Annotated in this window: 26 protein-coding genes; 9 read left to right on the top strand and 17 right to left on the bottom strand. The window is 67.1% G+C overall.

Features of this window, described 5'->3' with window-relative positions; translation table 11 throughout:
- Positions 1-6: 6 nt before the first annotated feature.
- A complete protein-coding gene (locus IP92_RS27085; RefSeq protein ID WP_145881250.1) occupies positions 7-612 on the bottom strand; it encodes a sulfite oxidase-like oxidoreductase in 606 nt (201 codons plus the stop codon).
- 106 nt (positions 613-718) lie between these two features.
- Between IP92_RS27085 and IP92_RS27080 the strand changes: the two genes are divergently transcribed.
- Entirely contained in the window at positions 719-1,609 is an 891-nt protein-coding gene (locus IP92_RS27080; RefSeq protein ID WP_145881248.1) for a LysR family transcriptional regulator, read from the top strand.
- 12 nt (positions 1,610-1,621) lie between these two features.
- Here IP92_RS27080 and IP92_RS27075 read toward each other — a convergent pair whose 3' ends face one another.
- The 6 genes from IP92_RS27075 to IP92_RS27050 all read right to left on the bottom strand — a co-directional run bounded on the left by IP92_RS27075 (position 1,622) and on the right by IP92_RS27050 (position 8,282).
- On the bottom strand, positions 1,622-2,635 hold the full coding sequence (locus IP92_RS27075; RefSeq protein WP_145881246.1) for a TRAP transporter substrate-binding protein: 1,014 nt from the start codon (positions 2,633-2,635) through the stop codon (positions 1,622-1,624).
- Positions 2,636-2,915: 280 nt separating this feature from the next.
- Positions 2,916-3,716 carry an HpcH/HpaI aldolase/citrate lyase family protein gene (locus IP92_RS27070; RefSeq protein WP_145881244.1) on the bottom strand — a complete coding sequence of 267 codons (801 nt, stop codon included), beginning with the start codon at positions 3,714-3,716 and terminating at the stop codon, positions 2,916-2,918.
- On the bottom strand, positions 3,713-5,059 hold the full coding sequence (locus IP92_RS27065; RefSeq protein ID WP_145881242.1) for an MmgE/PrpD family protein: 1,347 nt from the start codon (positions 5,057-5,059) through the stop codon (positions 3,713-3,715). Before IP92_RS27065 ends, IP92_RS27070 begins: the two co-directional genes overlap by 4 nt.
- A gap of 11 nt (positions 5,060-5,070) precedes the next feature.
- Complete coding sequence (locus IP92_RS27060; protein WP_145881240.1) at positions 5,071-6,249, bottom strand: CaiB/BaiF CoA transferase family protein; 1,179 nt, start codon at positions 6,247-6,249, stop codon at positions 5,071-5,073.
- Positions 6,250-6,258: 9 nt separating this feature from the next.
- Positions 6,259-7,419, bottom strand: coding sequence for an acyl-CoA dehydrogenase family protein (locus IP92_RS27055; RefSeq protein ID WP_145881415.1), 1,161 nt, complete (start codon positions 7,417-7,419; stop codon positions 6,259-6,261).
- Positions 7,420-7,436: 17 nt separating this feature from the next.
- Positions 7,437-8,282, bottom strand: coding sequence for an HTD2 family dehydratase (locus tag IP92_RS27050; RefSeq protein ID WP_145881237.1), 846 nt, complete (start codon positions 8,280-8,282; stop codon positions 7,437-7,439).
- A gap of 164 nt (positions 8,283-8,446) precedes the next feature.
- Between IP92_RS27050 and IP92_RS30035 the strand changes: the two genes are divergently transcribed.
- Positions 8,447-8,617 (top strand): hypothetical protein, encoded by a 171-nt coding sequence (locus IP92_RS30035; RefSeq protein ID WP_158206836.1) that lies wholly within the window; start codon positions 8,447-8,449, stop codon positions 8,615-8,617.
- Here IP92_RS30035 and IP92_RS30310 read toward each other — a convergent pair whose 3' ends face one another.
- A complete protein-coding gene (locus IP92_RS30310; protein ID WP_199271836.1) occupies positions 8,618-8,791 on the bottom strand; it encodes a hypothetical protein in 174 nt (57 codons plus the stop codon).
- Positions 8,792-8,983: 192 nt separating this feature from the next.
- Between IP92_RS30310 and IP92_RS30680 the strand changes: the two genes are divergently transcribed.
- Together IP92_RS30680 and IP92_RS27045 are read left to right on the top strand one after the other, a co-directional pair.
- Complete coding sequence (locus tag IP92_RS30680; RefSeq protein ID WP_260071846.1) at positions 8,984-9,106, top strand: hypothetical protein; 123 nt, start codon at positions 8,984-8,986, stop codon at positions 9,104-9,106.
- A gap of 84 nt (positions 9,107-9,190) precedes the next feature.
- Positions 9,191-9,550, top strand: coding sequence for a hypothetical protein (locus IP92_RS27045; protein WP_145881235.1), 360 nt, complete (start codon positions 9,191-9,193; stop codon positions 9,548-9,550).
- A 100-nt stretch (positions 9,551-9,650) separates the two neighbouring features.
- Here the strand turns inward: IP92_RS27045 and IP92_RS27040 are convergent, their stop codons facing one another.
- From IP92_RS27040 to IP92_RS27015, 6 genes are all read right to left on the bottom strand, one after another.
- Positions 9,651-10,862 (bottom strand): hypothetical protein, encoded by a 1,212-nt coding sequence (locus tag IP92_RS27040; protein WP_145881233.1) that lies wholly within the window; start codon positions 10,860-10,862, stop codon positions 9,651-9,653.
- Between the two features lie 92 nt (positions 10,863-10,954).
- Complete coding sequence (locus tag IP92_RS27035) at positions 10,955-11,608, bottom strand: glycoside hydrolase family 19 protein (RefSeq protein WP_145881230.1); 654 nt, start codon at positions 11,606-11,608, stop codon at positions 10,955-10,957.
- 84 nt (positions 11,609-11,692) lie between these two features.
- Entirely contained in the window at positions 11,693-12,373 is a 681-nt protein-coding gene (locus IP92_RS27030) for a DUF2589 domain-containing protein (protein WP_145881229.1), read from the bottom strand.
- A 162-nt stretch (positions 12,374-12,535) separates the two neighbouring features.
- Positions 12,536-13,111: a hypothetical protein gene (locus IP92_RS27025; RefSeq protein WP_145881227.1), complete on the bottom strand. Its 576-nt coding sequence runs from the start codon at positions 13,109-13,111 to the stop codon at positions 12,536-12,538.
- Positions 13,104-13,382, bottom strand: coding sequence for a hypothetical protein (locus tag IP92_RS27020; protein ID WP_199271837.1), 279 nt, complete (start codon positions 13,380-13,382; stop codon positions 13,104-13,106). Before IP92_RS27020 ends, IP92_RS27025 begins: the two co-directional genes overlap by 8 nt.
- Entirely contained in the window at positions 13,379-13,972 is a 594-nt protein-coding gene (locus IP92_RS27015) for a DUF2589 domain-containing protein (protein ID WP_145881225.1), read from the bottom strand. Before IP92_RS27015 ends, IP92_RS27020 begins: the two co-directional genes overlap by 4 nt.
- A gap of 176 nt (positions 13,973-14,148) precedes the next feature.
- Here IP92_RS27015 and IP92_RS27010 point away from each other — a divergent pair, with 176 nt between their 5' ends.
- The 5 genes from IP92_RS27010 (at position 14,149) to IP92_RS26995 (ending at position 22,463) form a co-directional block, all read left to right on the top strand.
- Positions 14,149-15,549 carry a hypothetical protein gene (locus tag IP92_RS27010; RefSeq protein ID WP_145881222.1) on the top strand — a complete coding sequence of 467 codons (1,401 nt, stop codon included), beginning with the start codon at positions 14,149-14,151 and terminating at the stop codon, positions 15,547-15,549.
- Between the two features lie 308 nt (positions 15,550-15,857).
- Positions 15,858-17,579 (top strand): hypothetical protein, encoded by a 1,722-nt coding sequence (locus IP92_RS27005; RefSeq protein ID WP_145881220.1) that lies wholly within the window; start codon positions 15,858-15,860, stop codon positions 17,577-17,579.
- A 70-nt stretch (positions 17,580-17,649) separates the two neighbouring features.
- On the top strand, positions 17,650-19,500 hold the full coding sequence (locus tag IP92_RS30030) for a hypothetical protein (RefSeq protein WP_158206838.1): 1,851 nt from the start codon (positions 17,650-17,652) through the stop codon (positions 19,498-19,500).
- 8 nt (positions 19,501-19,508) lie between these two features.
- A complete protein-coding gene (locus tag IP92_RS27000; RefSeq protein WP_158206839.1) occupies positions 19,509-21,740 on the top strand; it encodes an SAM-dependent methyltransferase in 2,232 nt (743 codons plus the stop codon).
- A 51-nt stretch (positions 21,741-21,791) separates the two neighbouring features.
- The gene (locus tag IP92_RS26995) at positions 21,792-22,463 is read left to right on the top strand and encodes a phytanoyl-CoA dioxygenase family protein (protein WP_145881216.1); all 672 of its coding nucleotides are present in this window, start codon (positions 21,792-21,794) and stop codon (positions 22,461-22,463) included.
- Positions 22,464-22,488: 25 nt separating this feature from the next.
- On the opposite strand, the gene IP92_RS26990 is transcribed toward IP92_RS26995, so the two are convergent.
- The 3 genes from IP92_RS26990 to IP92_RS26980 all read right to left on the bottom strand — a co-directional run bounded on the left by IP92_RS26990 (position 22,489) and on the right by IP92_RS26980 (position 24,763).
- Positions 22,489-22,938, bottom strand: coding sequence for a hypothetical protein (locus IP92_RS26990; RefSeq protein WP_145881214.1), 450 nt, complete (start codon positions 22,936-22,938; stop codon positions 22,489-22,491).
- A gap of 11 nt (positions 22,939-22,949) precedes the next feature.
- Positions 22,950-24,041, bottom strand: a complete 1,092-nt coding sequence (locus IP92_RS26985; protein ID WP_199271838.1) for an extracellular catalytic domain type 2 short-chain-length polyhydroxyalkanoate depolymerase — start codon at positions 24,039-24,041, stop codon at positions 22,950-22,952.
- Positions 24,042-24,172: 131 nt separating this feature from the next.
- A complete protein-coding gene (locus tag IP92_RS26980) occupies positions 24,173-24,763 on the bottom strand; it encodes a winged helix-turn-helix domain-containing protein (protein ID WP_145881209.1) in 591 nt (196 codons plus the stop codon).
- Positions 24,764-24,817 lie beyond the last annotated feature (54 nt).

The following is a 24,817-nucleotide window of genomic DNA, read 5'->3' as shown; positions in this document are numbered from 1 at the left end:
CGCGCATCAATCGTCCGAATAGCGTTGTTCGCGCCACGGGTCACCGCGCATGTGGTAGCCGCGCAGCTCCCAGAAGCCCGCTTCGTCGCGCTCCGTGAATTTCAGGCCGCTGACCCATTTCGCGCTTTTCCAGAAGTACAGGTGCGGCACCAGCAGCCGCGCCGGGCCGCCGTGCTCGGGCTCGAGCGGCGCGCCGTTGAAGTGCGTGGCGACCATCGCCTGGCCATTCACGAGGTCGGCCACCGGCACATTGGTGTCGTAATCGTCGTACGACTGCGCCAGCAGGTAAGCCGTCGGGGCCGCGATGCCGGCGGCGGCCAGCAGGTCGTCGAACGTGACGCCTTCCCACACGGTGTCGAATTTGCTCCACGTGGTGACGCAGTGGATGTCGCCGCGCCACGTGGTGCGGGGCAGGGCGTTGAACTCTTCCCAGTTCCAGATCTTCAGGGGCCGGGAGCCGTGGCGCAAGGTGAAGCGCCAGTTGGCCGTGTCGATGCGCGGGGCGGGGCCCAGCGACAGCACGGGAAAATCGTCCGTCTCGCTCTGGCCCGGCGGCAGGCGGCGTGCCGCGTCGGCACCGGGCCGGCGGCCCGTGAATCCTCGTGTGCTCATGGTGTTCCTCTGATAGTTCTCGCGTCGGATCGTGCAGTGTAGCGAAATCCGCGGCAGGCTGCCGCCTCCCATCTGGCGTAGAATCGCCTCTCACCCGAGGAAAGCCATGCTGTTCGACCTGACCGACCTGCGCCTGTTCATCCACATCGCCGAGCTGAAAAGCCTGACCCGCAGCGCCGAGCGCATGCACATGTCGCTGGCCGCCGCCAGCAACCGCGTAAAGGAGCTGGAGACGCGCTTCGGCACGCGGCTGCTGTACCGCGAGAACAAGGGCGTGCAGCTGTCGCCCGCCGGCGAGACGCTGCTCGCGCATGCCCAGCAGTTCATGCAGCAGGTGGAGCGGCTGAAGAGCGAGATGCAGCAATATAACAACGGCATCCGCGGCCATATCCGCATCTTCGCGAACACGACGGCCGTCACCGAATTCATGCCGGAAGTGCTGGGCCGCTTCCTGGGACGCCACCCGCAGGTCAACGTGGCGCTGGAAGAGCGGCTGAACCAGGATATCGTGCGCGGCATCGCCGAAGGCACGGCGGACATCGGCATCGTGGCCGGGCCCGTGCCGGAGCAGGGCCTGGAAGTGATCGCTTTCTCGACCGACCGCCTCGTGCTGGCGACAGCGCCGGGCCACCCGCTGGCGGCGGCCGGCAGCGTGGGCTTCGCGCAAACGCTGGACTACCAGCACATCGGCCTGCACGAGGGCAGCACCTTGCAGCACTTCCTGAACCGGATGGCGCTGGAAGCTGGCCAGCGGCTGCAGCTGCGCATCCAGGTGCGCGGCTTCGAGGCGATGTGCCGGATGGTGGAGAACGGCGTGGGCATCGCAATCCTGCCGCAATCGGCAGCGGTGCGCCATGCCCGTTCGATGCGCCTCGCGCTGGTGGAGCTGCAGGAGCCGTGGGCCGTGCGCGAGCGCAGCGTCGTCGTGCAGGCGTTGGACGCGCTGCCTACGTATGCGCGCGAACTCGTCGACGAGATCCGCGCCGGCGCGCAGTGACCGGGTGATTGATCAGCGGCTGGCGGCGCGCTGTTCCGCCTCGGCAGCCGCGGCCTCGCGGTTGAACGCATCGATCAGCGGCTTGCCGACGCGCGGCGCCACCGTCGCCTGCACCGGCAGCAGCGCCTTGCGCCACGCCGCCTTTTCCTGCGGGCTCAGTTCGCGCACCTGCGTCTTGCCGGCCTTTTTGATGCCTTCCAGCGCCGCGTCGTTTTCCTGCTGCGCGATCGTGTTCGCATAGCGCGTGGCTTCGCGCATCGCGCCGTCCAGCGCCGTGCGGATGTCGGGCGGCAGCGCATCCCAGAAGCGTTTGTTGGCGATGACCGCGTAGCCGATGTAGCCATGGTCGGACACGGTCATGTACTTCTGCACCTCGTGCATCTTCTGCGTGTAGATGTTCGACGGCGTGTTCTCGCTGCCATCCACGACACCAGTCTGCATGCCCTGGTACACCTCGGAGAACGCCAGCACCTGCGGGTTGGCGCCCAGCGCGCGCATCTGCGCATCGAGCACCTTGGATGACTGGATGCGCATCTTCTGGCCGCGGAAGTCGGCCGGCTGGGCGATCGGCTTGTTGGACGTCATTTCCTTGAAGCCGTTGTCCCAGTACGCCAGGCCGACGATGCCTTTGGTTTCCAGCTTCTTCAGCAGCGCCTTGCCGACCGGCCCTTCGTTGACGCGCCGCAGCGCCGCCTTGCTGGGCAGGATGTACGGAATGTCGTAGACCTCGAATTCCTTCACGCCCAGCGGCCCGAACTTCGACAGCGACGGCGCCAGCATCTGCACGGCGCCCATCTGCAGCGCCTCCAGCTCTTCCTTGTCCTTGTACAGCTGGCTGTTCGGGTAGACGTCGACCTTGACCCGGCCTTGCGTGGCCGCTTCGGCCAGCTCCTTGAACTTCTGCGCCCCCTTGCCCTTTGGCGTATCGGCCGTGGTCACGTGGCTGAACTTGATGACGATGGGCTCCTGGGCCCAGGCGGCGGATGCCGCGAGGAGGGCGGCGGCGAACAGCGGTTTGAGTTTCATGGTTGTCTCCTGGTTTTGTCGGTTCGGGTCAGACCCGCTGGGGTGAGGCAGGGGTTTCGTGAAGCCTCGCTTCGCGCCGGCCGAACGGTTCGGCCCTGCAAGGCCGAACTCCTTTCTGACCCAAGCTTCTGGTTTTTGGGTTCATTCAAGCTACAACCCAGAACCCAAGTTCTTGGGTCAGGGGGGAGTGCCGGCTTGTAAGCCGGCACCGCTTTGCAGGCAAGGAGCGGTGCTCCTTGAAATCCCTGCAAAGCCCCGCCGGGTCTGACCCATCGGCCGGTTACGATAGCGAAGCAAGAATTTTTTCCGCGGCGGCGATCACGGGGCGGTCGATCATCCGGCCGTCCAGCTGCACGGCGCCGCCGCCCGATGCGCTTGCGGCGGCAAGCACGCGGCGGGCCCATGCCACTTCGGCAGGCGTGGCCGCGAAGGCCTCGTGCACGGGAGCGACCTGGCGCGGGTGGATGCACAGCCTGGCGCCGAAGCCGAGCCGGCGCGCGTAGTGCGTGTCGGCCGCCACGAGGGCGTCGTCGTCGGTGGCCGTCGTCACGCCATCCACTGGTGCCGGCAGCCCGGCCAGCTTCGACGCCAGCACCAGTTGCGCGCGATACGGCAGCAGCGCCTCGCGCTCGTCGGCGATGCCCAGATCGAGAGCAAAGTCGATCGCGCCGAACAGCAGTCGCTGCACGCGCGGTGCGGCAGCGAGGGCGCGCACATTGTCGATGCCGCGCGCCGATTCGATCAGCGGCAGCACGGGGGCAACCGCGGCAACAGTGGCCACGTCCTCGGGCCACTGGGCCTTCGGCAGCACAATGCCGGCAATCCCCGCAATCCCGGCCCGGCCGCATAGCGCAAGATCGCCGGCGAACCATGGCGAGTCGGCGGCATTGATGCGCACGTACACCGGCGTGGCATGCGTGTCCAGCCAGCCGGACAGCGCGCGGCGGGCAGGTTCCTTGTCGGCCGGCGCGACGGCGTCTTCCAGGTCGACGATGACGGCATCGGCGCCGCTGGCCAGCGCCTTGGCGATGCGCTCCGGCCGGGTGGCGGGCACGAACAGGTAACTGCGCGGCGGCTTCACAGCAAGTCTCCGATCCGATCGAGCTGCGCGATGGACCAGATGCGTTCGACCAGCGCGTCCACCTCGGCAGGCGTTGCCGCTTGCGTGAACGCGGCCAGCCGCAACGCCTTGTCGCGCAGCTCGGCGCGCGACAGCGTGTTGCCCGGGTCGCCCTTCGGTTCGTCGACGCGGCCGTGCAGCACACGGCCGTCCGTCGTCGTGACGGTCACCTTGCCGATCCAGCGCGCCGGGTAGGCGGTATCGACTTCGGCGTCGAGCACCATGCGGACCTTGCCGCGGAAGGCAACGATGCCCGCTGCATCGAACCGCTCTGCGAACTCCGTCAGGCCGGCAACGCCGCAAGTGGCGATCAGGCCCAGCACCGTGCCCATCGAGAACTTGGCTTGGTGGACCGTGCGCGGGTGTTCGACAGGGCCCAGCACGTCCAGCGCGGCCTGGTGCACGCGCGCTTCCACGTGCGCGATGTCGGCCGGCCGCAGGCCGTGCGCCTGGATCACTTGCAGCAGCGCGTCGGCGGCGGGGTGCGTGTGGCGGCACGAAGCGTGGTACTTGAACGACGTTTCGGGCAGCGCCCAGCGCGTGCCCAGGCGGTCCGTCAGCCGGGCCGGATCGGCATCGCGCGACATGCCGGCGCCCATGCCCTGTGGGCCTTCGAGGATGTGCTGTGCGCCCGTAAAACCATCGCGGGCAAGCCACGCGGCCGTCAAGCCGTCCGCTGCCGCCTTCGCCGTGTGCAGCTGCTTGGAATCGGCAGCGTCGCGCAGGAATTCCCACAGGCCGGCCGCCTGCGTGCCGGCCGAGCCGAATGCGTGCAGCATCTGGCCGGCGTCGAGGCCCAGCAGGCGGCCGGCTGCCGCGGCGGCGGCCAGCGTGCCAGCGGTGCCTGTCGTATGGAAGATGCGGTAGTGCGAACGGCCGAGGAATTCGCCGACGCGGATGCCGACCTCGTAACCGGCCACCGCGGCGCACAGCAGTTCGCGGCCGGAATTGCCCTGCGCCTGGGCGACGGCCAGCGCGGCCGGGAACACGACGGCGGCCGGATGGAACACGGAGCCGTTGTGCACGTCGTCCTGCTCGGCGTAGTGCGACGAGGCGCCGTTCACCAGCGCGGCAAACAGGGGCGTCGTGTGCGTGCGCGAGATCAGCACCTGCGCCGTGCCGGGACCGCCCATCTGCGCGGCGAAACGGGCGATCGTCTCGACAGGACGGGCGCCCTTGCCAGCCAGCGCGGAGGCTGCCCAGTCCAGCAACAGGTCTTCGGCGCGGCGCAACACGGGCGTGGGAATGTCGTCGTAGCGCAGTTGCGCGGCGAAGGCCGCCAGGTCGCGGCTCGGATGATTCATTGGATGTCCTTTCAGATGGCGCCCGCTGCGCGCAGCGCGGCGATATCGAGGGGCGCGTAGCCCAGCTGTTGCAGGATCGTGTCGGTGTGCTGGCCCAGTGCGGGCACCGCATCCATGCGCGGCGCGAAGTCGGCCGGCACGCCGGGAGGCAGCAGGGCCGGCATCGGCCCGGCGGGCGTCGCCACTTCGGTCCAGCGTGCCCGCGCCGCCAGCTGGGCGTGGTGCCACACGTCGTGCATGTCGTTCAGGTGGGCGTTGGCGATCTGCGCCGCATCGAGCCGTTCGATCACCTGTTCCGCCGTGAGGGCCATGAATACGTCGTCGATCAGCTCGCGCAGCTCGGCTCTGGCCGCGTTGCGCGCCGCGTTCGATGCGAAGCGGGGATCGGTGGCCAGCTCCGGACGCAGCAGCACCCTGGCGCAGAACACGGCCCATTCGCGCTCGTTCTGCAGGCCGAGCATCACGGTCTTGCCGTCGCCGGCGGGGAAGGGGCCATAAGGGTAAATCGTCGCGTGCGCGGCACCGGCGCGCGGCGGCGGCTCCGCGCCATCCATCGCGTAGTACAGCGGGTAGCTCATCCACTCCGTCAGCGCTTCCAGCATCGACACGTCGAGCCGGCAGCCTTCACCCGTGCGGCCGCGCCGGATCAGCGCCGCCAGGATGTTCGTGTACGCATACATGCCGGCCGCGATGTCGGCGATCGAGCATCCCGCCTTGGCCGGTTCGTCGCCGGAGCCGGTGATCGACAGGAAGCCCGCCTCGCTCTGGATCAGCAGGTCGTAGGCTTTCTTGTCGCGGTACGGACCATCGGCGCCATAGCCTGAGATGTCGCAGACGATCAGGCGCGGATAGCGTGCGCGCAGCGCGTCGTACGACAGGCCCAGGCGCGCCGCGGCGCCGGGCGCCAGGTTCTGCACCAGCACATCCGCATCGGCCAGCAGCTTGTGCAGCACGCCGTTCGCCTGCTCGTGCTTGACGTCCAGGGTGAGGCTTTCCTTCGAGCGGTTGGTCCACACGAAGTGCGAGGCGAGGCCGCGCGCGCGGCTGTCGTAGGCGCGCGCGAAGTCGCCGACGCCGGGGCGCTCGACCTTGATGACGCGGGCCCCCAGGTCGGCCAGCTGGCGGGTGCAGAACGGCGCGGCGATCGCGTGTTCGAGGGTGACGACGGTGATGCCTTCCAATGGTCGCATGGTGCCTCCTCAGAACGAACGGGGCATGCCCAGCACGTGCTCGGCCACGTAGGACAGGATCAGGTTCGTCGAGATCGGCGCGACCTGGTACAGCCGCGTCTCGCGGAACTTGCGCTCGACGTCGTATTCGTGGGCGAAGCCGAAGCCGCCGTGGAACTGCAGGCAGGCGTTGGCCGCTTCCCACGACGCGTCGGCGGCCAGCATCTTCGCCATGTTCGCCTGCGCGCCGCAGCTCTGGTGCGCGTCGAACAGCGCGCACGCCTGGTAGCGCATCAGGTTGGCGGCCTCCAGGTTCACGTACGCTTTCGCGATCGGGAATTGCACGCCCTGGTTCTGGCCGATCGGGCGGCCGAACACGATGCGTTCGCCCACGTATTTGGTCACCTTGTCGATGAACCAGTAGCCGTCGCCGATGCATTCGGCGGCGATCAGGGTGCGCTCGGCATTCAGGCCGTCCAGGATGTACTTGAAGCCCTTGCCTTCCTCGCCGATCAGGCTCTCCGCCTGCAGCTCCAGGTTGTCGAAGAAGACTTCGTTGGTTTCATGGTTGACCATATTGGCGATCGGCCGCACCGTCATGCCATTGCCGATGGCCGCGTGCAGGTCGACGAGGAAGATCGACATGCCCTCCGACTTTTTCGCCACGTCGGCCAGCGGTGTGGTACGTGCTAGCAGGATCATCAGGTCGGAATGCTGGATGCGCGAGATCCACACCTTCTGGCCGTTGACGACGTAGCGGTCGCCCTTCCTGACGGCGGTGGTCTGGATCTTCGTCGTGTCCGTGCCCGTCGTCGGTTCCGTCACGGCCATCGATTGCAGGCGCAGTTCGCCGCTGGCGATCTTCGGCAGGTAGGTGCGCTTCTGTTCCTCGGAGCCGTGACGCAGCAAGGTGCCCATGTTGTACATCTGGCCGTGGCAGGCGCCGGAGTTGCCGCCGCTGCGGTTGATCTCTTCCATGATGACGGAAGCTTCCGTCAGCCCCAGCCCGGCGCCGCCGTATTCCTGCGGGATCAGCGCGGCCAGCCAGCCGGCCTCCGTCAGTGCGTCGACGAAGGCTTCCGGGTAGCCGCGCCGTTCGTCGACTTCGCGGAAGTAGGCGGAGGGGAATTGGGCGCACAGCGCGCGTACCGCGTCGCGGATGTCCTGGTATTGGTCCTGGTGGTTGAGCATGGTCGTCATTCAGTGCGTCATTCAGTGAGTTGCGCTTCGGCCTGCATCGCCAGCGCGCCGTCGGGCGTTTCGGCCCACAGCAGCACGGTGCCGTCCGGGCCGCGCTTGCCGCGCACCGTGAACGGGGCGGTATCGAACAGCGGCGCGACGGCGCGGAAGCTGAACGACGCCACTTTCGCGTCCGGCAGGCGGGCGCGCAGCAGTTCGAGCAGCAGCGTGGCGATCAGCGGGCCATGCACGATCAGGCCCGGATAGCCTTCCACGTCTGTCACGTAGCTGCGGTCGTAATGGATGCGGTGGCCGTTGAAGGTCAGCGCCGAGTAGCGGAACAGCAGCACCGGGTCCGGCACGATGGTGCGCGACCACTCGGCGCCGCCCGGTGGGGCCTTCGCCGCCGGTGCCGGTGTGCCGGGCGCGGGCAGGCCGCGGTAGACGATGTCGTGCTCCTCGGTGATGGCCGTGACGCCGTCATGGGCGATCTCGTGGCGCACGGTGACAAACGCCAGCGGCCCGGTGGCGCCATCCTTGGCCTGCACGTCGCGGATCGTCGACTTGCGCGTCAGGTCCGCACCGATGGGGACCGGGTGGATAAAGGTCAGCCGGCCACCGGCCCACATCCGCCGCGGCAGCGGCACGGGCGGCAGGAAGCCGCCGCGGCGCGGGTGACCGTCCTCGCCCAGCTGCGCGCCGGGCGCGGCGGACCAGAACAGGATCCAGTGCCACAGCGGCGGCAGCGCGGCGGCGGGAGCGGGAAGGTCCAATGTGGCGGCCAGGGCGGCAATGGTGCCGGGGTGGACGGTGTCGTGCAGCGTCTCGGTCTTGCCGACCCATTGCTGCAACAGGGAGAGATCGAAAGCGGGCATGGCTGGCTCGGTTGTTGTCGTTCGAGCCAGTGTAGGGGGCACCGTTTGGCGCCACAATTTGCGATTTTGGAAGGGGGGCTTGCGTTCCGCTTGAGTCATGCCCGGCGACACGATTGCGCCGGAAGTGATAAGCTTTTTGTCAATATTTACTGAGGAGCATGAGCATGCAGCCGACCAGCAAGGACTCGGGCATCCGCGCGCACATCACGCCGGATCCGGATCTGCCACAACCCGAACAGGATCCGCCGGCGCAGCCGCCCGCGCCCGAGGTACCGCCGACGGAGGTGCCGCCGGTAAAGGAACCAACGGCACCGCCGCCACCGATGAAGATGTGATCAGCGCTGCGGGTTCGACTGCGGCGCCGGCGGGGTACGTTGCGGGATCTGGCGAATCTGTTCGTCCGTTTCCTGCTCGCCCGGCGATTTCTCGCCGCTGCCGATATCCGGCTCGTTCATCATGTGGCCGCCCTTGGCTTCGTCAGGCGACTCGGGTCGTTGCGTCGTTGCCATCGCTCTCTCCTGTTGGTGTGGGATGGACAAATGCTAACAGGACGGCTCATGCTGCGGCGCCGCATTGATGCTTAGAAATAGCTGTTGCTGTGTGGATACATCGTGTTGTTTTTGTGGCGGTTGTCACATGAGCGTCACCGAACTGTTTTTATAATCGATTCCAAGACCTGATGATTTATTTTGGAGAGTGCCATGGGCAATTCCTTACATAACAAGATCTACCTGGGCCGCCGGATGAACCACATCCGCATGGCATGGGCCGGCGTCGTGGCCGGTCTTGGCCTGCTGTGGCTGACGGTGAAGGCGTTCAAATAAGAGGGAAATAAGCGAGTGGGGCGCTTGCCGGTCCCGCGCGCCCCGCGTACCATGGCGGCCTTGCGCCATCATGGACCTGTTTGAATGAAAGACGAAAAACTCACCACCGACGAATACAACGCGCTGGACGAAGTGCGCCGCGGCGTGCAGGGCAGGCCCAGCGCCTGCGTGGCGCGCAATACGAAGCGGCTGGCCGGCCTGAAGATGCTGTCCGTCTCCCGCGACGGCCGCATCGCGCTGACCGACAAGGGCAAGGAAATCCTGTTCCTGCGCCGCTGCATCGTCGGCCTGCGCTCCCTCGCCGCCGATCCCGCCACTGTGCTGGATGGCGACGTGCTCGCTTTCCTCGGCAAGAAATCCCATATCGTCGCCACCGAAGGCGGGTACACCGTCACGCCGAAGGGTTTGGAGACGCTGGCCGATATCGACGCGCAGGGAAGGTAAGCAATATCTTGGCAACAAGAAGAGCCGGCAAGCCGGCTCTTTTTACGAGCAGGTATTTCATCGACCGGCGCGGGCGCGCCGTTTGTACCAGGCGATCAGCCTACAGGTCGCGCGGCGCCATCACCCGCACGTTGCCGGCGCCTTGCACCCCGCCCCCGTTGTTCCACAACATGCTGGCTGCCACCTGCCCAAGCGGAGTGGCTACGGTGGGGGCGACGGCCTGCACCACCGTGTTTGCCAGTTGCGTGCCCCCGCTGATCTCGATCAGCCTGTTGGCCGCGGCGGGGATCGCGCCATTGGCGCCGTTCCACACCTGGGTATGGCTGCCGTATTCGTTGCCGGCCATCGTGGCGAGGCCGTCGCAATTGAACGCGTACGAGTTCGGCGTGGGGCCGCCGGCCGGCTGCAGGCGAATCGATTCGGGTTTCAGGCGCATGCCGGCCGACGGCACCAGCTGGATCTTCACGTACTGGTTCGCCGTGCGTATGCGCCCGAAGGCGTTGGCATGGTTGCCGCCGCTGCTTGCGTGATCGAGGCAGATCTCGATGCCGAAATCGATCGGTGCGCCAGTGCCGTCATTGACGGCGGGCAGCCGGAATACGGCCGATCCTTCCGGCACGCCCATCGCATCCTCGGGCACCACTGCCTCGGGATCGGCCGGCTCGACCGTTCCCGGCATGTGCTGCTGCACGGCGCCATACCAGTTGATGAAGTCGATGCCGGAGATGTACTGCTTGCGCGAAACGTAGGCATCGGCCGTGTGGCCCGTACCGCCGCGCTGGATCAGCGCCGAGTTGTAGATCTCGCCAGGCTGGGACGGATCGAGCACGTATTTGCCGGATGTCGCCTTGCGGGTCGGGAACGATGCGCTGATGGCGGTGCCGAAGACGAAGACCCAGTCTTCAAAGGCGCTCCTGGCCACCAGGGCCCGTAGCGCGCCGAACAGGCCGGGCCAGGGGCCGTTATAGGGCGCCGGCAGGCCAAACTCGGCCGGCGCACCCGGTGGTTGCCACCCGTTCAGCAGGTCGTTCAGATAGGCACCGCCGGCGCCGCGGTACAGGAACTCGGGCGCCATGAAGATCTTCAGCGTCGAGGGACTGCGGTCGCTCGCGGCTTCGGCCTTGGCGAGGGCGTCGGCCGTGAATGCCACGCGCGCATCGATGTCCCGGCACTGGCCCAGCACACCGGTGCGCTTGTCCTGGTCCTGATCGCGCAGGCCGGGGTAAAGGCCGATCCCTGCCTGCTGGTCGACGATGATCGGGCCGGTGTACACCTCCCAGGAAATGAACTGGACTTTACTGTAGTTGCTCATGATGGTCTCCATGGATGAAGGGCGAGTTCGTCCCCGCTTGCCGGGGCAGGCAGGCGAACCCGATGTGAAATGTGAAAAGGGTGGCGGGGCGGTCAGCGGTTCACGCCGAGCACCTGGCGCGTGCGTTCCCAATACGCCCGCCGCTCCGGCAAGCCGTTGATGCCGCCGTTGATGCGCCGTGTCAGCTCGGTGAAGTGCTCGTCGCCGTCGCTGCCGGCCGTGCGATCCGCGATCGCGTTCAGGCCTTTCGTCTGCCAGAACCAGACGGCCGACAGCACGGCGCCCGTCGGCTCGGCCAGCATGTCGGGATTGCCTACCGCGTCGATGTGCATCGCGGCCGCCAGCGCGGCGTAGTTGGCGCGGCCGGTCAGCTGGATCAGGCCGCGGCCGCGATAGCGCCAGCCGTCGCCGCTCGCCTCGTCGCCGTTGCCGAGGCGGTTCGCGTAGACCTTGTTGGCCAGCTTTTCCGGCGCGTGGCTGCAGGCTTGCGCGTCGGCGTCGGTGGGGAACTGCCGCGGCCAGACCTGCCGCAGCCGCGGCGCCGAATACTCCAGCGATTCGACCAGCTGGCGCAGCTGCGCCGATTCGACGAGCACCTGGGCCAGGAACGCGGCCTGGCGCACCGGCGTATCGATCGCGCCCGCGGCCATGCCCTGGTTCAGGGGCGCGGTCCATAATGGCGGGCGCGGATCGCCGGCGCCGGCCGCGAGAATGTCCTGCAACTGCTGCTCTGTGATGGGGGTCATGTGGGAGCTCCTGTCGATGCGATGCGGTTGCGGGCCGCCGGCGGCCCGGTTGCCCGGGCTTGCCGGCGGTGCGTTATGTCGGGATCACGGGCCGGGCGGCGGAGCGACCGGGGCGGGCGGCGTGGTCGGCGTGGTCGCCGTGGTGGAAGTGCCCGTACCTGCGGCCGGCGCGGCCGTGCGGGGCTGGATCGCGGTATGCAGGATGTCCATCACGCGCGCCAGCCCTTCGGGCATGCCGCCATCCTCGGCCAGCACCTGCACGTGGTACTTCGCCGAGTTGTCGGAGGTGCGCGTGTTTTCCTTGTGCGTTGAGACCGAGCCTTCCAGGTGCACGTGGGCGCTGAACGGGCCCCAGCCCACGCTGATGTCGGCGCCGAACTTGCCGCTCTTGTCTTCCGTCTCGCGCGACGCGAACGACGACTTCACCTCCATGTCGAACGTGATGTCGACCTTCGTGATAGCCAGGCTGGGGATCTTGACGATGGCCAGCAGCGGCACGTCCAGCGTCACCGATTCCTCGACGGTGCGGGTGGCATCGTTTCGGTCCGCCACCGGCCGGGTGAACGCGAAGTGCGCGAGCCGGGTGTCGCCGATGCCGTCCGGATCGTTGCCCTTCGGTGGCAGGAAGCCCACGTGTTTGATGAAGTCGGCCGTCGCCGATGCAAGCCGGACCTGCGCGTCGCAGGCGGCGGTGAGCGGACCGCCGATCAGGTCGCCCATCGGCAAGCCCTTGAATTGCGACGCCATGTCTATGATTTCAGCCATGTTGTACTCCTGTTGGGTTACACCCTGACGGGTGCCGGAAACTGCGTGGACGTCGGCGGCGCGCATCCATCGAATTGCGTCGCGACCTGGTCAGATTAGGGGCGCGCAAACGGCGCTTCGTGTCGGTTTCTGACGCCGGGGTTTGGCCGCCCTTTGGCCAGGTCACCGGGCGGATCGGCGCCGGAACAGCCGGCCCAGGCTTGCACGCACGCGGGCGAGCAGCGATGCACGCGGCGGGGGGCTCATGGGGTCATCGTCCGCATCGTCGGGAGGCGGCGCGCCCACGGCTCGCAGCACCTGCTCCTGCAGCGCCGCATCGAGATGCACGACGAGGTGCTGGCGGCTGATGCCGGCCGGGCCGCGCGCCGCGGCGATGCTGACGGCGCTGCCGCCTGGCCCCGTCTGGACGCGCAGCGCAAGTAAAGGCGGTACGCCGCGCCAGCGCGGCGGTGGCCGCGTGCTGAACGCGATCTCCCGCGCTTGGCCGAAGCCGACGCGCCGGCTTACGGCATAGCCATGGATCGTCAGCTCGAGGCTGTGCAGGCACAGCCCGTACTGGCGGCCGAACGCCGCTGCCGGGATGGTTTGCAGCGTGCCGTCGCGCAGGTCGACATAGCGGAAGTCGGTGGCCGCGGGCGTGGTGGCACGGGGGCCGCAGATGTCGGCGGCGTCGCACCGCGCCGCATCGAGCGCCGCGCGCAGGCGGGCCACGTCGTAGTGAAGCGTGGCGTCAGCCATCGGCTTCGTCCAGGAACAGCGGCTTGCGTTCGAAGCCGACGTGGTACACGGCGTACTGCAGCACGATCTGGTGTTCGCCGATGTTGTACAGGCCGAAGCTCTTTTCGACGTTCAGCAGGTAGCCTCGCGGCGATCCGGACAGGCAGCGGTTGACGAGGTCCATCGCCTGGCCCACTTCCGCTTCCGTGCGCATCGCCTGCGGGTTGTCGTTCCCGACGACGATGCGCTTGATGAAGCGCATGCTCGTCAGCTGGAACTGGCTGCCGCTCACGGCGTCACTCCCGGCGCCGGTCCCGGTGAAACCCCGGGCGAAACCACGGGCGTGTCGGCCCGGTCGGGCGGCGGTGCGACGACGACGGCCGGGCCTTGCGCCTTGACGACGTCGTTGATCAGGCGTGCCAGGCCTTCGGACTTGTCGGAGGCGACGAGCCGCAGCTTGATGTGGGCCGCATTGCCGTTCTTGCTGGCCATGCCGCCGCCGGCCGGGTCGACCATCAGCGTGGCCTTCGTGTCGAGCGGGCGGGCCAGCCCCATCTGGTCCACGATGCCCTCGTGGATGTCCTCGCGGTCCTGCTCGGCGAAGCCGCCCAGCTCCACATCCAGTTCCACCTCCGCTTCGCCGATCACCAGCGAGCTGTGGGGCACCAGCGAAATCAGCGGCACGCGGTACAGGTAATTCGACCCCGGCTCGGCCGTGCTGTGGATCGCCGGCAGTTCCAGGTCGACGACGGTGGGCTGGTGCTGCTCGTCGAAAAAGGAGGAGATGTTGGCCAGCTGCGCCTTCTCCACCATGTTTTGTGCATTCATCACGGAGCCGGCGATTGCCCGCACCATGTCTTCAAGACTCGTCATGATAGCCATTTGATCTCCCGGGGGCAGTTGATGGGACGACAGGTCAGCACGGCCCAGCATAGCGAGGCAGGACGGGGCTTTCCTGACCATGCCTGGCCGGCCGCGGTGCGTTGCCAGCGACGGTCAGCCGGCCGCACGCGCCCGTGCTTACGATGGCCTGTTGACACTGCGTGCGGGAGGCCGTCATGAACGTGTTGTGGTACGCGTTGGTCGCCGGCCTGGCCGCCGGCGCGGCCGCGGCGGCGTGCGCTGCGGAGCCGGACATCTGCTCGGCGCGCTTCTCGGGCCAGCTGCCGCTGCGGCAGGTGGCAGCGCTGCGCGGACCGATCGACGAGGCCATCGCGACGCTCGACAATTCGAAGATCTCGCTGCCGTCGCCCAGCCTGGCCAGCGGCAACCTGACGTACCTGAACATCTGGCCGAACTTCGTCGACCGGCTCGACAGCGTCTGCGTGCTCGGGTATTTCGAATTACTGAGCGGCGCCCGCGCCCGCGTGATGCCGCTCGTGGTCGACCACGTGGAAGTCGTCAAGGCCGCCCATCCGCACGACGAGACCAAGCTGGTGGACACGGCGCGGATCTACTTCCGCACGCCGGCCATCGAGGAATTCGCGGATGCGTCGGCGGCCCGGGAGCCATGGCAGCTGTGGCGGCGCAACCAGTCGCTGCACCTGAAGATCGCCGCCTTCGCCTACGCGGACGGGCAGCGCGGCACCGCTTATTTCGGCAGGATCGAGCGCATCGAAATCTCCAGCAAGCCCACCTGCATCGTGGCGGCGGTGCTGTTCGCCGCGACGTTCTACGTCATCGCCGGCGCCGCCGTTCCGGTACCGTCCGGCCAGGCGCCCGGCCGGCTGCGCTGGCGCGTGCGGCTGGCACGCCTGCTGCCGTGGAATATCACCGGCCGCTCCAGCCTGGCGCAACTGCAGATGCTGCTGTTCACGCTGATCGTCGCCACGCTGCTGTTCTACCAGTGGCTGCGCACCGGGCTGCTGCAGGAGATCTCCACCGACCTGTTGTACCTGATCGGCATCTCGACGGCCGGAGCGGCCGGCAGCCAGCTGGCCGGGGCGATCAAGAAGGATCTCGATGCGCCGATCCATCGCTACGTGCAGGCACTCGGCTGGTTCAACGCACCGCTGGCCGATGCGCACGCGCCGGGCAGGCCGAGCGAGCTGTTGATGACCAACGAACGCTTCGACATCTACAAGTTCCAGATGCTGGTGTTCACCTTCGTCATCGCCGTCTATGTAATCGCCGGCGGGGCGGATGAATTGGGCAACATCCAGATCTCGGCGACGCTGTTGACGTTGATGGGAATGAGCCAGGGCGCCTACATCGGCGGGCGCGCGGTCGATACGCTGGCGCCGCTGCAGGACCAGCTGCGCGGCATGCACAGCCTGCAGCAGCGCTGGCTCGCCGGCACCGATCCCATCGTACGCGCCGAACTGGCGCGGCGCTTTCACCTGGCCGCCGCGCAGGCCGCGGCGATGTTCGGCAGCGTGTTCGGGCGGGTCGTGCCGGACTATCTGCTGGAGATGCCGGTCGATGCCGGGGCGAATCCGGTGCCGGGTCTGGAGGGATAAGACGCCGCGATGGAACGGCGCTGTCACCCGAACGTCACCGCTTCAACCTTATGCGGGTCGATCGGATTGTATATCGCGACCCGCGCAGACCGTCCACGTTAGTTTTTAGCCACACAAATATTCTTACCTTGCAGTCGAACCGGTCTGCGACCAAAGTGAAGTCTTCGTCACCGCACTTTATCGAAAGGAGGTTGGACGGTTCGCCCGCCGGACCAGGGCATCCCGACTTGCGATGTCATCGACAGCGCTTGGCAGCACCCGTTTTTTTTTCTCGTCAGTGCACACTTGCACCCTACTAGGAGACAAAAATGGCGGCCACCGCAAGCCAAGTTTCGATCACCAACAACGTCGGCAGCGCCCTGGCGATTCTCGACGCCTACGATCCCTCGACCACGCCGGGCGCCCCCGAGGCTACCCAGGTTTTCGAGTTGCCACTCACCCTGCGCACGACCGCATCGGGATCGAAGACGATCGCGGCTTCGTCGACGGACACCGTGACGCTCGATGCCAATCGCATCGTGTACGACCTGATCTTCGTTCGTCCTGCCGACCTGTTCCCGGTCCAGAACTCAGCGCTGATGGCCGACGTCCTGTCGGGCCAGTATCCGCCGCTGACGGTCGCCGCCACCAGCCCGGCCCAGCTCTCGCTGGCGCTGTCCTTCTACATCAACCTGCTGGCGTATCCCACTTCGACCACCGCCACGCAATATTACGCGGCGGTGTCCAACGCGGCCGCGAAGGGCTCGTCCGCATCGGATATCGAATCGTCGGTCGCGGAGTTCTTCAAGTCGACCACCAACTTCAAGACGCTCGACCTCAATTCGGTCGTGACCGCGCAGACCTATGCGCGCGGCTTCCCGTTCATCTGGGCCGGCTTCACCGCGAACTTCGCGTCGTTCAACAGCGCGATCACCTATTACCTGTACAGCCCCGGAACGGCGGCAAGCGGCAGCAACACGGCCGCGCCGACCTTCCAGGGAACGCTGGCGATGACGAGGAACGCGGCGCCGCCGAATCCGGCCGACCCGACCGATCGCAGCGGCGCCTACCAGATCAGCTTCACGCCGGCCCAGGGCGCGGCAACCCCGATGACTTTCCAGAACGGGCAATTCGTCTCAGACGATTCCGACTTCCCGAGCGTCGCGTTGCGCGGCACGTTCGTCCTGAAGAGCTCCTTGACCAACAACGCCAGCGATAACGTCATCGTACCGGTCCTGTCCGGGACGGTGAACGGCGTGCAGGTCATGGGCACGACCACCAAGCAGGACACTTCCGGCGGCGGCGGTTCGGACAGCGGCTTCTGGGCCTTCTTCCACCCGACCACGTTCGGCCAGTATCTGACGTTGATTACGACCTTCTTCGGCCTGGCCATGGGGCTGGAATGGATCGGCGCGAAAGGCAAGGCGGCCGTCGACTGGTTCAAGGGACGCAACAAGCCCCCGTCGCCGGACGAGCAGCAGCAGATGCGCGACCAGCTGGACCAGCAGGGCGACGAGGTGCGGGCCGGCCAGCAGCGCGGGCTGGACCAGCTGGGCGACCGCAATGCCGCGGTGCCCGACGATGCGGCGATGCCGGCGGCGCAGGATGCGGGGCGGGTGCAGGCGGCGGATGCGAACAACGTGGCGCGTGGCGATGCGCAGCTCGACAACTTCGAGGCCATGGGCGACCAGGTCGAGGTGGCGGCCCGATACGGGGTCAATCAACAACTGGAAAACGTCGCCGAGAGTGTCCGCAATGGCGCCCAGGACCTGCAAGGCGCCATGCCGCCCAACAGCGGCAGCGAGCAGCTGCAAGGCGCGGTCGAGCAGGCCGCCAATAACATCGCCGATATCAAGCCGCAGCTCAGCGAGGTCGTCAGCAACGTGGAGAACGAACTGAGCGCAGGCGACGCGGCCGATATCAAGGCGTCGCAGCAGGTGCAGGCCGAAGCCGAGCAAATCGCCGAAGACCGGGCCAAGGCGGCCGAGGAAGCGAGCGACGGCGAAGGCGGCGAGGGCGAGGACCCGATCGAGGGCGGCGTCGACGTCTGATACCGGGGCAAGCAGCGGATCCCGGGCGCTGCCCGCGTCCGTGCTCCATTCACATCCACAGGACACCATCATGGCCGACACGATCTCGATCCACGTTACCAATACGCTCCCGCAAGCGTTGACCGTCTACACCACCACCACGCCCCCGGTCAGCGATCCGCCATCGACCGACCCGGATGCCTACACGCCGATCTACACGGTCCTCGGCACGGTCGCAGCGAACAGTGAAAACACCCTCGATACCGGCACGCTGCTGTCGCGCATCGTCATCGCGCGGCAAAGCGACAGTTTCCCCGTCAAGCTGTTCGTACCGGACATTCTCGGCCCGCTGACCCAGCCGGTGAGCGTCGGCACGGCCGACCTCGACGGCACCACCGCGGCGCTCAAGTTCTACAACGACTACATCGCGCAGCCCTATTCGCCGGTGGCGCTGCAGTTCAACGAAATCGTCCTCGATAGCGCCAACGTCGGCAATCTCGACGCGCAGGTCTCGGCGCTGCTGGTCGGCAATGGCTACCCCGGCGCCGACTATTTCGGCTTTTCCATGGTCAGCTACTGGGCCAACAACGCCCTGTCTGCATGGCCCGGAACGTACTACTGCTACACCGTGTCGAGCCTGAACAGCGACGGATTCATCGCCCCGCCGGTGCCCGCCGGGACGCTGACGATCGCGGACGGCAAGGCCAGCTTCAGCGCCAGCGACGGCGGCAGTTCCTATCCTTCGCTCGGGTACGCGTCGGGCGAGCTGAGTTCGCCAGGCGCAAGCACCTGTACGGGGTTGTCGGTGCGCGGGGTGTACCGCACCATGACGTGGGAGGGCCATCCGGACCAGGCCGGCATGTTCTGGGTCGGCACGCGCGACGGCAATCAACTGATTCTCCAGCCTTACCAGGATGCCGGCCTGCCGTGGTGGGTGGGAGCCTACAACCTCGCATTTACCGCTTTCCTGGGCGTGCAGATCGCCATGACGGTGGACATGGCCGTCCACGTGCTCGGTGGCGTCGCCACCGGGCTCCAGTGGCTGCAGGCGAATGCCGCCAAGCTCTACCAGAACGTGCGCAGCAAGCTCGAATCGACCAGCGACAGCGCCGACCCGGATGCCGCGGCGGGCGAGGACGTCGATCCGGTCAACGTCGATGTGGACGTCGATGTCGATGTCGATATCGATACCGACGTCGTGACGGACACGGACAATGTGACCGATACGGACGTCGACGTCGACATCGACATCGACGTGGATATCGACGACGACGTCTTCGCGGTGATCGATGTCGACATCGACGTGGACGTGGACATCGATACCGACGTGGTGACCGACACCGACAACGTGACGGATACCGACGTGGATGTGGACGTGGACGTCGACATCGATACCGACGTGGATGTTCCGCCGGGCTCGATCCGCACGGCGCTGTCCAAGCTCGGCAGCTGGATCATCACGAAGGGCTTCCCGGCGCTGGTGAAGAACCTGGCGATCATGGGCGCGATGATGGGTACGCAAGAACTGCTGCGCGTGTGGCAGAAGAGCGACCAGGAGGACCTGCAGAACATGTCGCCGCAAGAGGCAACCGGCTTCGGCCTCCTGCTCAACTACATGCTGAACCAGAATGTCAGCGAACAGGAGCGCTGGAGCACCTTCGCCGATTTCGTCCAACAGCAGCAGCCCGACATCAAGACCCAGCAGATACTGCTGACCTCGATCCTGATGTTCAAGAACGCCACGGCGGACGCCCAGCTGGCGGCCTGGAAATGGCCGCAGGATGTCGAGACCGCGCTGGAACAGCACATGGCGCAGCAGTCGGCGCCTGCCCAGCAGTACCAGGCATACCTCCAGCTGTCCCAGGCGACTTACCAGGGGCAGGCGCTGCCCGTCAAGGTCGCCGCCGGCGTCGCCAACCGATATCTCGCCATCATTTCGTGAGGAAAGCAATGGATCAGCCAGTCAGAAGCAGGGCGAATTTCCCCGGAGAAGAGGGCCACCGGCACGCATGGCGCGAGCTCGCCCGCGCGATCGCCGCCCGGCGCGAGACGGTCGGCGAGCACCCGACGGCGCCGGCGCCGGAGCGCGTCGGCGAATTGAACATCATCGGATCGGGCATCGAGACCGTCGGCTTCATGCTCGGCGACGAGGAACTGCTGCGCGCCGCCGACAAGGTGTTCTTCTGCGTTGCCGATCCGGCGACGATCGTGTGGCTCAAGCGTATCCGGCCCGACGCGTACGACCTGTATGTGCTGTACGACGACAGCAAGCCGCGCTACGTGACGTACATGCAGATGGCCGAGTCGATGCTGCACTTCGTGCGCGAGGGCAAGCGCGTCGTCTGCGTGTTCTACGGGCATCCCGGCGTGTTCGTGCTGTCCACCCACCGTGCGATCATGATTGCGCGGCGGGAAGGGCACCGGGCCGTGATGCGCCCGGCCGTCAGCGCGCTCGACTGCCTGTGCGCCGACCTCGGCGTGGACCCATGCCATCCCGGCATGCAGACGCACGAGGCGACGGACATGCTGGTGCGCCAGCGCAAGCCGGACACGTCCCTTCACGTGGTGCTGTGGCAAGTGGGCCTGATCGGCGAGATGGGCTTCCGGCGCCAGGGCTACATCAACCGCAACTTCTCGATGCTGGTCGACTACCTGCAGGCGGCCTACGGCGCGGACTACCCGATCACGCACTACGTCGCGTCGCGCTATCCGACCATCGCGCCCCTGGTCGAGCAATACCGGCTCGCGGACCTGCACGACCCGGCGGTGCAGATCCGCATCACCGGGTTGTCGACGTTCTACCTGGCCCCGCGCGATGCCGTCACCGCCGACTACGCGATGGTCGAGCAGCTTGGGCTGCTCAAACCGGGGCAGCGGCTGAAGGTTCCCGAGGGCGCGCTGCGCGAGATCGGTCATTACGACGTGCGCGAGATGAAGGCATTCGACGACTTCGCCCGCTTCGACGTGCCGGCCGACTACCAGTGGCAAGCGGAAACGGGGGCCGCCGATTTCCTGATCGAGCTGCGCCAGGATATCGAACTGCAGCATCGCTACGCCAGCGATCCCGTGGCGGCCTTGCAGGATTCCCGCTTCGACGCGCTCAGCCCGTCCGAACGCAAGCTGCTCGCCAGCCGCGACGCCGGGGGAATCCAGGTGGCGGCCAAGGGCATCCAGCGGCAGGCGGGTTCGAACCAGCCGCTCCTGCTGATGCTGCTGCGCGACCGCGCCGCCTGTACCGACCTGGTACGCCGGGGCAAGGCTGGCCATGCCGGCATGCGGGACTGGCTGGCACGCTATGCCGCGCGCCACGAAGTAAGCTTCGATCATGCCCGGCTGCGCGTCGACCTGGCCAACCTGCGCCGCCATGTGCTGCTGCCGTGGACCGGCGTGTATGCGGCGCGCGAACGCCAGTTGTCGATCGCGATCTTCGCCAACTCGCACGGCAATGGCGGCCAGCTGTACGTGAATGGCGCGCCGGTGCGGGCGTTCGGCTACCGGCGCGGCGTGCTGGAATGGCGCGCGGGCGGCGGCAACCGCTGCAACGGTTTCCTGCGCTTCGACATCGGCGCTGCGGGGCGGCGCATCATCGGCCAGATCTGGGATGCCACCGATCCGCGCCCCGCCATGCAGTTCTTCGAGGCGCCGGAGGTCGATCCGGACCGCAAGCACCTGGCGGCCTACGTCAACCGTTTCCGCGACGGCGCCGCCGCGGGCGAACTCGATGGCCATTACCGGCTGACGGTGTCCGGACCGGGCGCGCGGCGTCAGCTCGACCTGCAGCTGGAAGGCGGCGTGGTCAGCCTGGGCGGCCGGGAGTTGCGGTTGCCGCACGAAGAAGCGGGCCGCCTGACGTGGTCGGACGACGAGGCCGAGCTGGACGAGGGCGAGCTGACCTTCCTGTGCAATCCGTTCTCCGGTCTGGCGGAATTCCACGGCCGGGTCGGCCAGCGCGGCGCCGCGCCGGCCGCCTGTTACGGCGCGCGCACCGGCACGCAGGTACGGCCCGCCGACCCGCCGCAAACGGTGTTGCCGCCATGGCTGTTCGAGCACCTGACGGCCATGTATGCGCGCCAGGCCGCGGTGGCGCCGCCGTTCCTGTGGCAGAAATGGGAAAAGCTGCACCTGACGAACCGCGTCGTGAACAACCTGGCGGCCCATTCGCCGGGCGCGAAAGCCGCATGACCGGGACGATGGAAGGGGCCGGAAAGCACATCGGACCTGGGGTGGCGCCACATGCTTAGCAATGCAGTCGTTCTCCGTTACGATCTGTCGCGGTTCCCGTTCATCGAGGTGCTGGAGAGGCGCGTCTTCAAAGTCAGCCCGCTGAGCGCGCTGCACGAACGCGCCCGGCAGGCGCGCGGGCGGCGCCTGCCGGGCGCCGAACTGGGCTACCAGGACAATCTGGCCTGGCGCGCGCTGATGCAGAATCTGCCTGACGATTCGCCGTTTCTTCAGCTGTATCACCGCTTCGTGCGCGAGGTCATCGCGCCGCGCTACGGAAAACGGGTCAGCTACTCGAATCGGCCGAAAATGCGCGTCCACCTCGCCGGCACACCGGGCGTCAGCGCGTGGCACCGCGATGCCGACATCACCGGCCGGCCGGACCAGGTCAATGCGTTCCTGCCGTTCACGCGCTGCTTCGGCGGCAATGCACTGTGGTGCGAGTCGGACTATGGGGCCGCGGATCACGCGCCGATCGAACTCGAACCGGGAGAGGTTTTCCTGTTCGACGGCGGTTACCTGGAACACGGAACGGTGGCCAACGACACGCAGCTGTCGCGCTGCAGCCTGGATTTCCGTTTCGCGCCGACGGACGTCGGCCTGGTACGCCCGCCGTGGTCGACAGTGCTGAACGGCAGGCCTGAGCGCCTGGGCGGCGACCCCTTCATGCGCGCCGTCGAATGAAGGAGCATGCGGCCGTATACTGCGCTCAGGGGGACGGCGCGGCGCCATCGCCCGCCGCGCCGTCCAGCGCCTGGTGGGCCAGCACGACCGACGCCGACTGGGCCGCATTCAACACCGTCGCGGCCTGCTCGGTGTTTTCCTTGACGCGCGCGCCGACGTCCTGCAGGAAGCCGTTCAGCACGATGGCTACGTCGTCCTGGCTGCCGGCCCGGCGCAGGTCCTCGACGCAGGCGGCGGCCCGTTCGATGACGGCCTTGGACAGCTCGTGGCGCTGCGTCGCGAGGTTGTCGGCCACGCCCTGATACAGGTCGGCGTAGCCCTGCAGCGACTGCACGGCCTGCCGCGTGTCGATCATGTCGAGCTGGGTCTTCAGCAGCGCCGTCATCGCGGCGGCGCTCGCATCCTGCCATTGCTGGGCCATCAGCAGCGCCGATTTGCCGAGGGCGCACCAGGGCGCGAGAGGATGGATGGGCATGACGATCTCCTTCACGGTTGGGGGTTGCCGGCGGGGGCCGCATTGGCCGCGCCACGCGGCTGGCCGAGGCGGTCGATCATCGCCATCACGGCCGCCATCTGCGGCGCGCCCTTGGCGTAGAAGGGCGGGAAGCCCGGCGTGTTCGAATAGCCCCAGAAGTCCCAGCACCCTTGCGGGTTCACCGGCATGCCTTTCGAGACACCCGCCTGCGGGTACAGGATGATCAGCCGGTTGGTGTCGGCATACTCGTTGTAGCCGGTACCCCGATAGAACTGGTCGCCGATGACGTGCGCGCCCTGCTGGCAACCGTGGAATGCCACGTGCACATTGCAGGCGTTGGTGGTGCAGTAGCGCGGCACGTAGGCATAACCGTTCGCGTTCATGCTGGTCTGGCTGCCCTTGATGAATTCGCGCTGGTCGAAGACGATGATCTGCCCAGCCGGCACGCCCGTATTGGCGGGCTTGCCCGGGCCGTACAGGTGCGCCAGCAGTTCATGCGACTGGATGAAGCCGCAGTTGTTGATGTAGGGCGGCGCCGTGGTGGCACAGGGAACGTCGTCGTCGTCATCTATGACGATCGAGTGGCCCGCCTCCGGGTGTTTGCGGTACAGGATCCGTTCGGGCGGCACCCCGGCCAGCCGGTAGTACTGCTCGACCTGGTCGACGACGATCGTCTTGACGGTGCGGTCGCCCGCGCCGCTGAACGCATATACGCGCTGGCGGGTCAGGTTCTGCACGGGATCGATCAGGCCCTCGGCGGCGAAGCGCCGCGCGTTGGCGAACGACGTGGCGCCGTTGGCGGCGGTGGCGGCAATGGCCGGCGTCATGCAGCTTGTCGTCGCGTTCTGGAACATGGACAGGGACGGATAGGTGCCGGCGCAATAGTACGGGCCGGCGGCGATCACGCCCACGCCGACGAAGCGGGCCGAATACGCGGTCGCCAGCTGAGCGGCCATGAAGCCGCCGGACGAGATGCCCGAGACGGTGGTCGCGCTCAGGTCCGCACCCATGGCGGGCAACGGCGGGGTGGGTGGCTTGGCCAGCGCGGGGAGTGCCGCGATACCGGCGCTGAACAGCAGCGCCGCCAGTGCATGTCGTTTCATGATGGGCCTTTCTGGAATGGAAGTGGAAGAACGGTCGTGTGCCTGTCGACTATAGGGTGCGGTGGGGGGGAAAGCTGGCGGTTGTTGACAGCGTACCTGCCTGTTCATCCGCAAGGAGCACGCGAGACCGGTCACGGATCGATGATGAGCACGTCGCCGAACGAAAAGCCGCGCACCCGCTCCGTGTTCAGGGGCAGCTTGATGCGCAACTGGCTCAGCACTTTCTTGCGCAGGCGCCGCACCATCGTGTCGATGCGGTTCTGGTCGTAGCTCAGGTAGTCCTCGCCGAATGCCTTGACGATCTGCTTGCGCGACACGGCCTCGCCCACTTCGACGAGCGCGAAGATCTTGATGAAGTTGTACTCGAGGCTCGTCAGCTGGACGGCCTGGCCGTTCGGCGCTTCGAGGCGGTGGTGGCGCATGTTCAGCCGCCAGCCCGGCGTGAGCTGGCGGGCCAGGTTGAGGATCGATTCGCGCAACTGCGCTTCGCGCACGCCGCCGCCCGTCTTCAGTACGGCGATACCGTGGTGCTTTTCCAGCACGGCGCGCTGGCCGCCCCGTTCGTCCGGGCGGGCCGGTGCTTCCGCTTCGTCCAGCCCCGCCTCGCGGCTGCTCGCGGCAATATCGCAGATCTCGATCACTTCGTAGCCGGCCTGCAGCAGTATGGACCGCAACTCGTGCGTGGCGCCCGCATCGTGGCCTAACAAGAGAAATTCCGTCATGTGTCCTCCCCCTGTGCTGCAAGTGAGTCTTGATTATGGCGAGGGGCAATTTTT

The sequence above is a fragment of the Pseudoduganella flava genome (assembly GCF_007830495.1).
GTDB lineage: Bacteria > Pseudomonadota > Gammaproteobacteria > Burkholderiales > Burkholderiaceae_D > Rugamonas > Rugamonas flava.
The sequence above is the reverse complement of the archived record's forward strand: the minus strand, read 5'-3'. Positions and strand labels throughout refer to the sequence as shown.

What these genes read in the sequence shown, in the direction of transcription:
- IP92_RS27085 (WP_145881250.1), bottom strand. Translation starts at nt 612, where the DNA reads ATGAGCACACGAGGATTCACGGGCCGCCGGCCCGGTGCCGACGCGGCA.
- IP92_RS27080 (WP_145881248.1), top strand. Translation starts at nt 719, where the DNA reads ATGCTGTTCGACCTGACCGACCTGCGCCTGTTCATCCACATCGCCGAG.
- IP92_RS27075 (WP_145881246.1), bottom strand. Translation starts at nt 2,635, where the DNA reads ATGAAACTCAAACCGCTGTTCGCCGCCGCCCTCCTCGCGGCATCCGCC.
- IP92_RS27065 (WP_145881242.1), bottom strand. Translation starts at nt 5,059, where the DNA reads ATGAATCATCCGAGCCGCGACCTGGCGGCCTTCGCCGCGCAACTGCGC.
- IP92_RS27060 (WP_145881240.1), bottom strand. Translation starts at nt 6,249, where the DNA reads ATGCGACCATTGGAAGGCATCACCGTCGTCACCCTCGAACACGCGATC.
- IP92_RS27055 (WP_145881415.1), bottom strand. Translation starts at nt 7,419, where the DNA reads ATGCTCAACCACCAGGACCAATACCAGGACATCCGCGACGCGGTACGC.
- IP92_RS27050 (WP_145881237.1), bottom strand. Translation starts at nt 8,282, where the DNA reads ATGCCCGCTTTCGATCTCTCCCTGTTGCAGCAATGGGTCGGCAAGACC.
- IP92_RS30035 (WP_158206836.1), top strand. Translation starts at nt 8,447, where the DNA reads ATGCAGCCGACCAGCAAGGACTCGGGCATCCGCGCGCACATCACGCCG.
- IP92_RS30310 (WP_199271836.1), bottom strand. Translation starts at nt 8,791, where the DNA reads ATGGCAACGACGCAACGACCCGAGTCGCCTGACGAAGCCAAGGGCGGC.
- IP92_RS30680 (WP_260071846.1), top strand. Translation starts at nt 8,984, where the DNA reads ATGGGCAATTCCTTACATAACAAGATCTACCTGGGCCGCCGGATGAAC.
- IP92_RS27045 (WP_145881235.1), top strand. Translation starts at nt 9,191, where the DNA reads ATGAAAGACGAAAAACTCACCACCGACGAATACAACGCGCTGGACGAA.
- IP92_RS27040 (WP_145881233.1), bottom strand. Translation starts at nt 10,862, where the DNA reads ATGAGCAACTACAGTAAAGTCCAGTTCATTTCCTGGGAGGTGTACACC.
- IP92_RS27035 (WP_145881230.1), bottom strand. Translation starts at nt 11,608, where the DNA reads ATGACCCCCATCACAGAGCAGCAGTTGCAGGACATTCTCGCGGCCGGC.
- IP92_RS27030 (WP_145881229.1), bottom strand. Translation starts at nt 12,373, where the DNA reads ATGGCTGAAATCATAGACATGGCGTCGCAATTCAAGGGCTTGCCGATG.
- IP92_RS27025 (WP_145881227.1), bottom strand. Translation starts at nt 13,111, where the DNA reads ATGGCTGACGCCACGCTTCACTACGACGTGGCCCGCCTGCGCGCGGCG.
- IP92_RS27015 (WP_145881225.1), bottom strand. Translation starts at nt 13,972, where the DNA reads ATGGCTATCATGACGAGTCTTGAAGACATGGTGCGGGCAATCGCCGGC.
- IP92_RS27010 (WP_145881222.1), top strand. Translation starts at nt 14,149, where the DNA reads ATGAACGTGTTGTGGTACGCGTTGGTCGCCGGCCTGGCCGCCGGCGCG.
- IP92_RS27005 (WP_145881220.1), top strand. Translation starts at nt 15,858, where the DNA reads ATGGCGGCCACCGCAAGCCAAGTTTCGATCACCAACAACGTCGGCAGC.
- IP92_RS30030 (WP_158206838.1), top strand. Translation starts at nt 17,650, where the DNA reads ATGGCCGACACGATCTCGATCCACGTTACCAATACGCTCCCGCAAGCG.
- IP92_RS27000 (WP_158206839.1), top strand. Translation starts at nt 19,509, where the DNA reads ATGGATCAGCCAGTCAGAAGCAGGGCGAATTTCCCCGGAGAAGAGGGC.
- IP92_RS26995 (WP_145881216.1), top strand. Translation starts at nt 21,792, where the DNA reads ATGCTTAGCAATGCAGTCGTTCTCCGTTACGATCTGTCGCGGTTCCCG.
- IP92_RS26990 (WP_145881214.1), bottom strand. Translation starts at nt 22,938, where the DNA reads ATGCCCATCCATCCTCTCGCGCCCTGGTGCGCCCTCGGCAAATCGGCG.
- IP92_RS26985 (WP_199271838.1), bottom strand. Translation starts at nt 24,041, where the DNA reads ATGAAACGACATGCACTGGCGGCGCTGCTGTTCAGCGCCGGTATCGCG.
- IP92_RS26980 (WP_145881209.1), bottom strand. Translation starts at nt 24,763, where the DNA reads ATGACGGAATTTCTCTTGTTAGGCCACGATGCGGGCGCCACGCACGAG.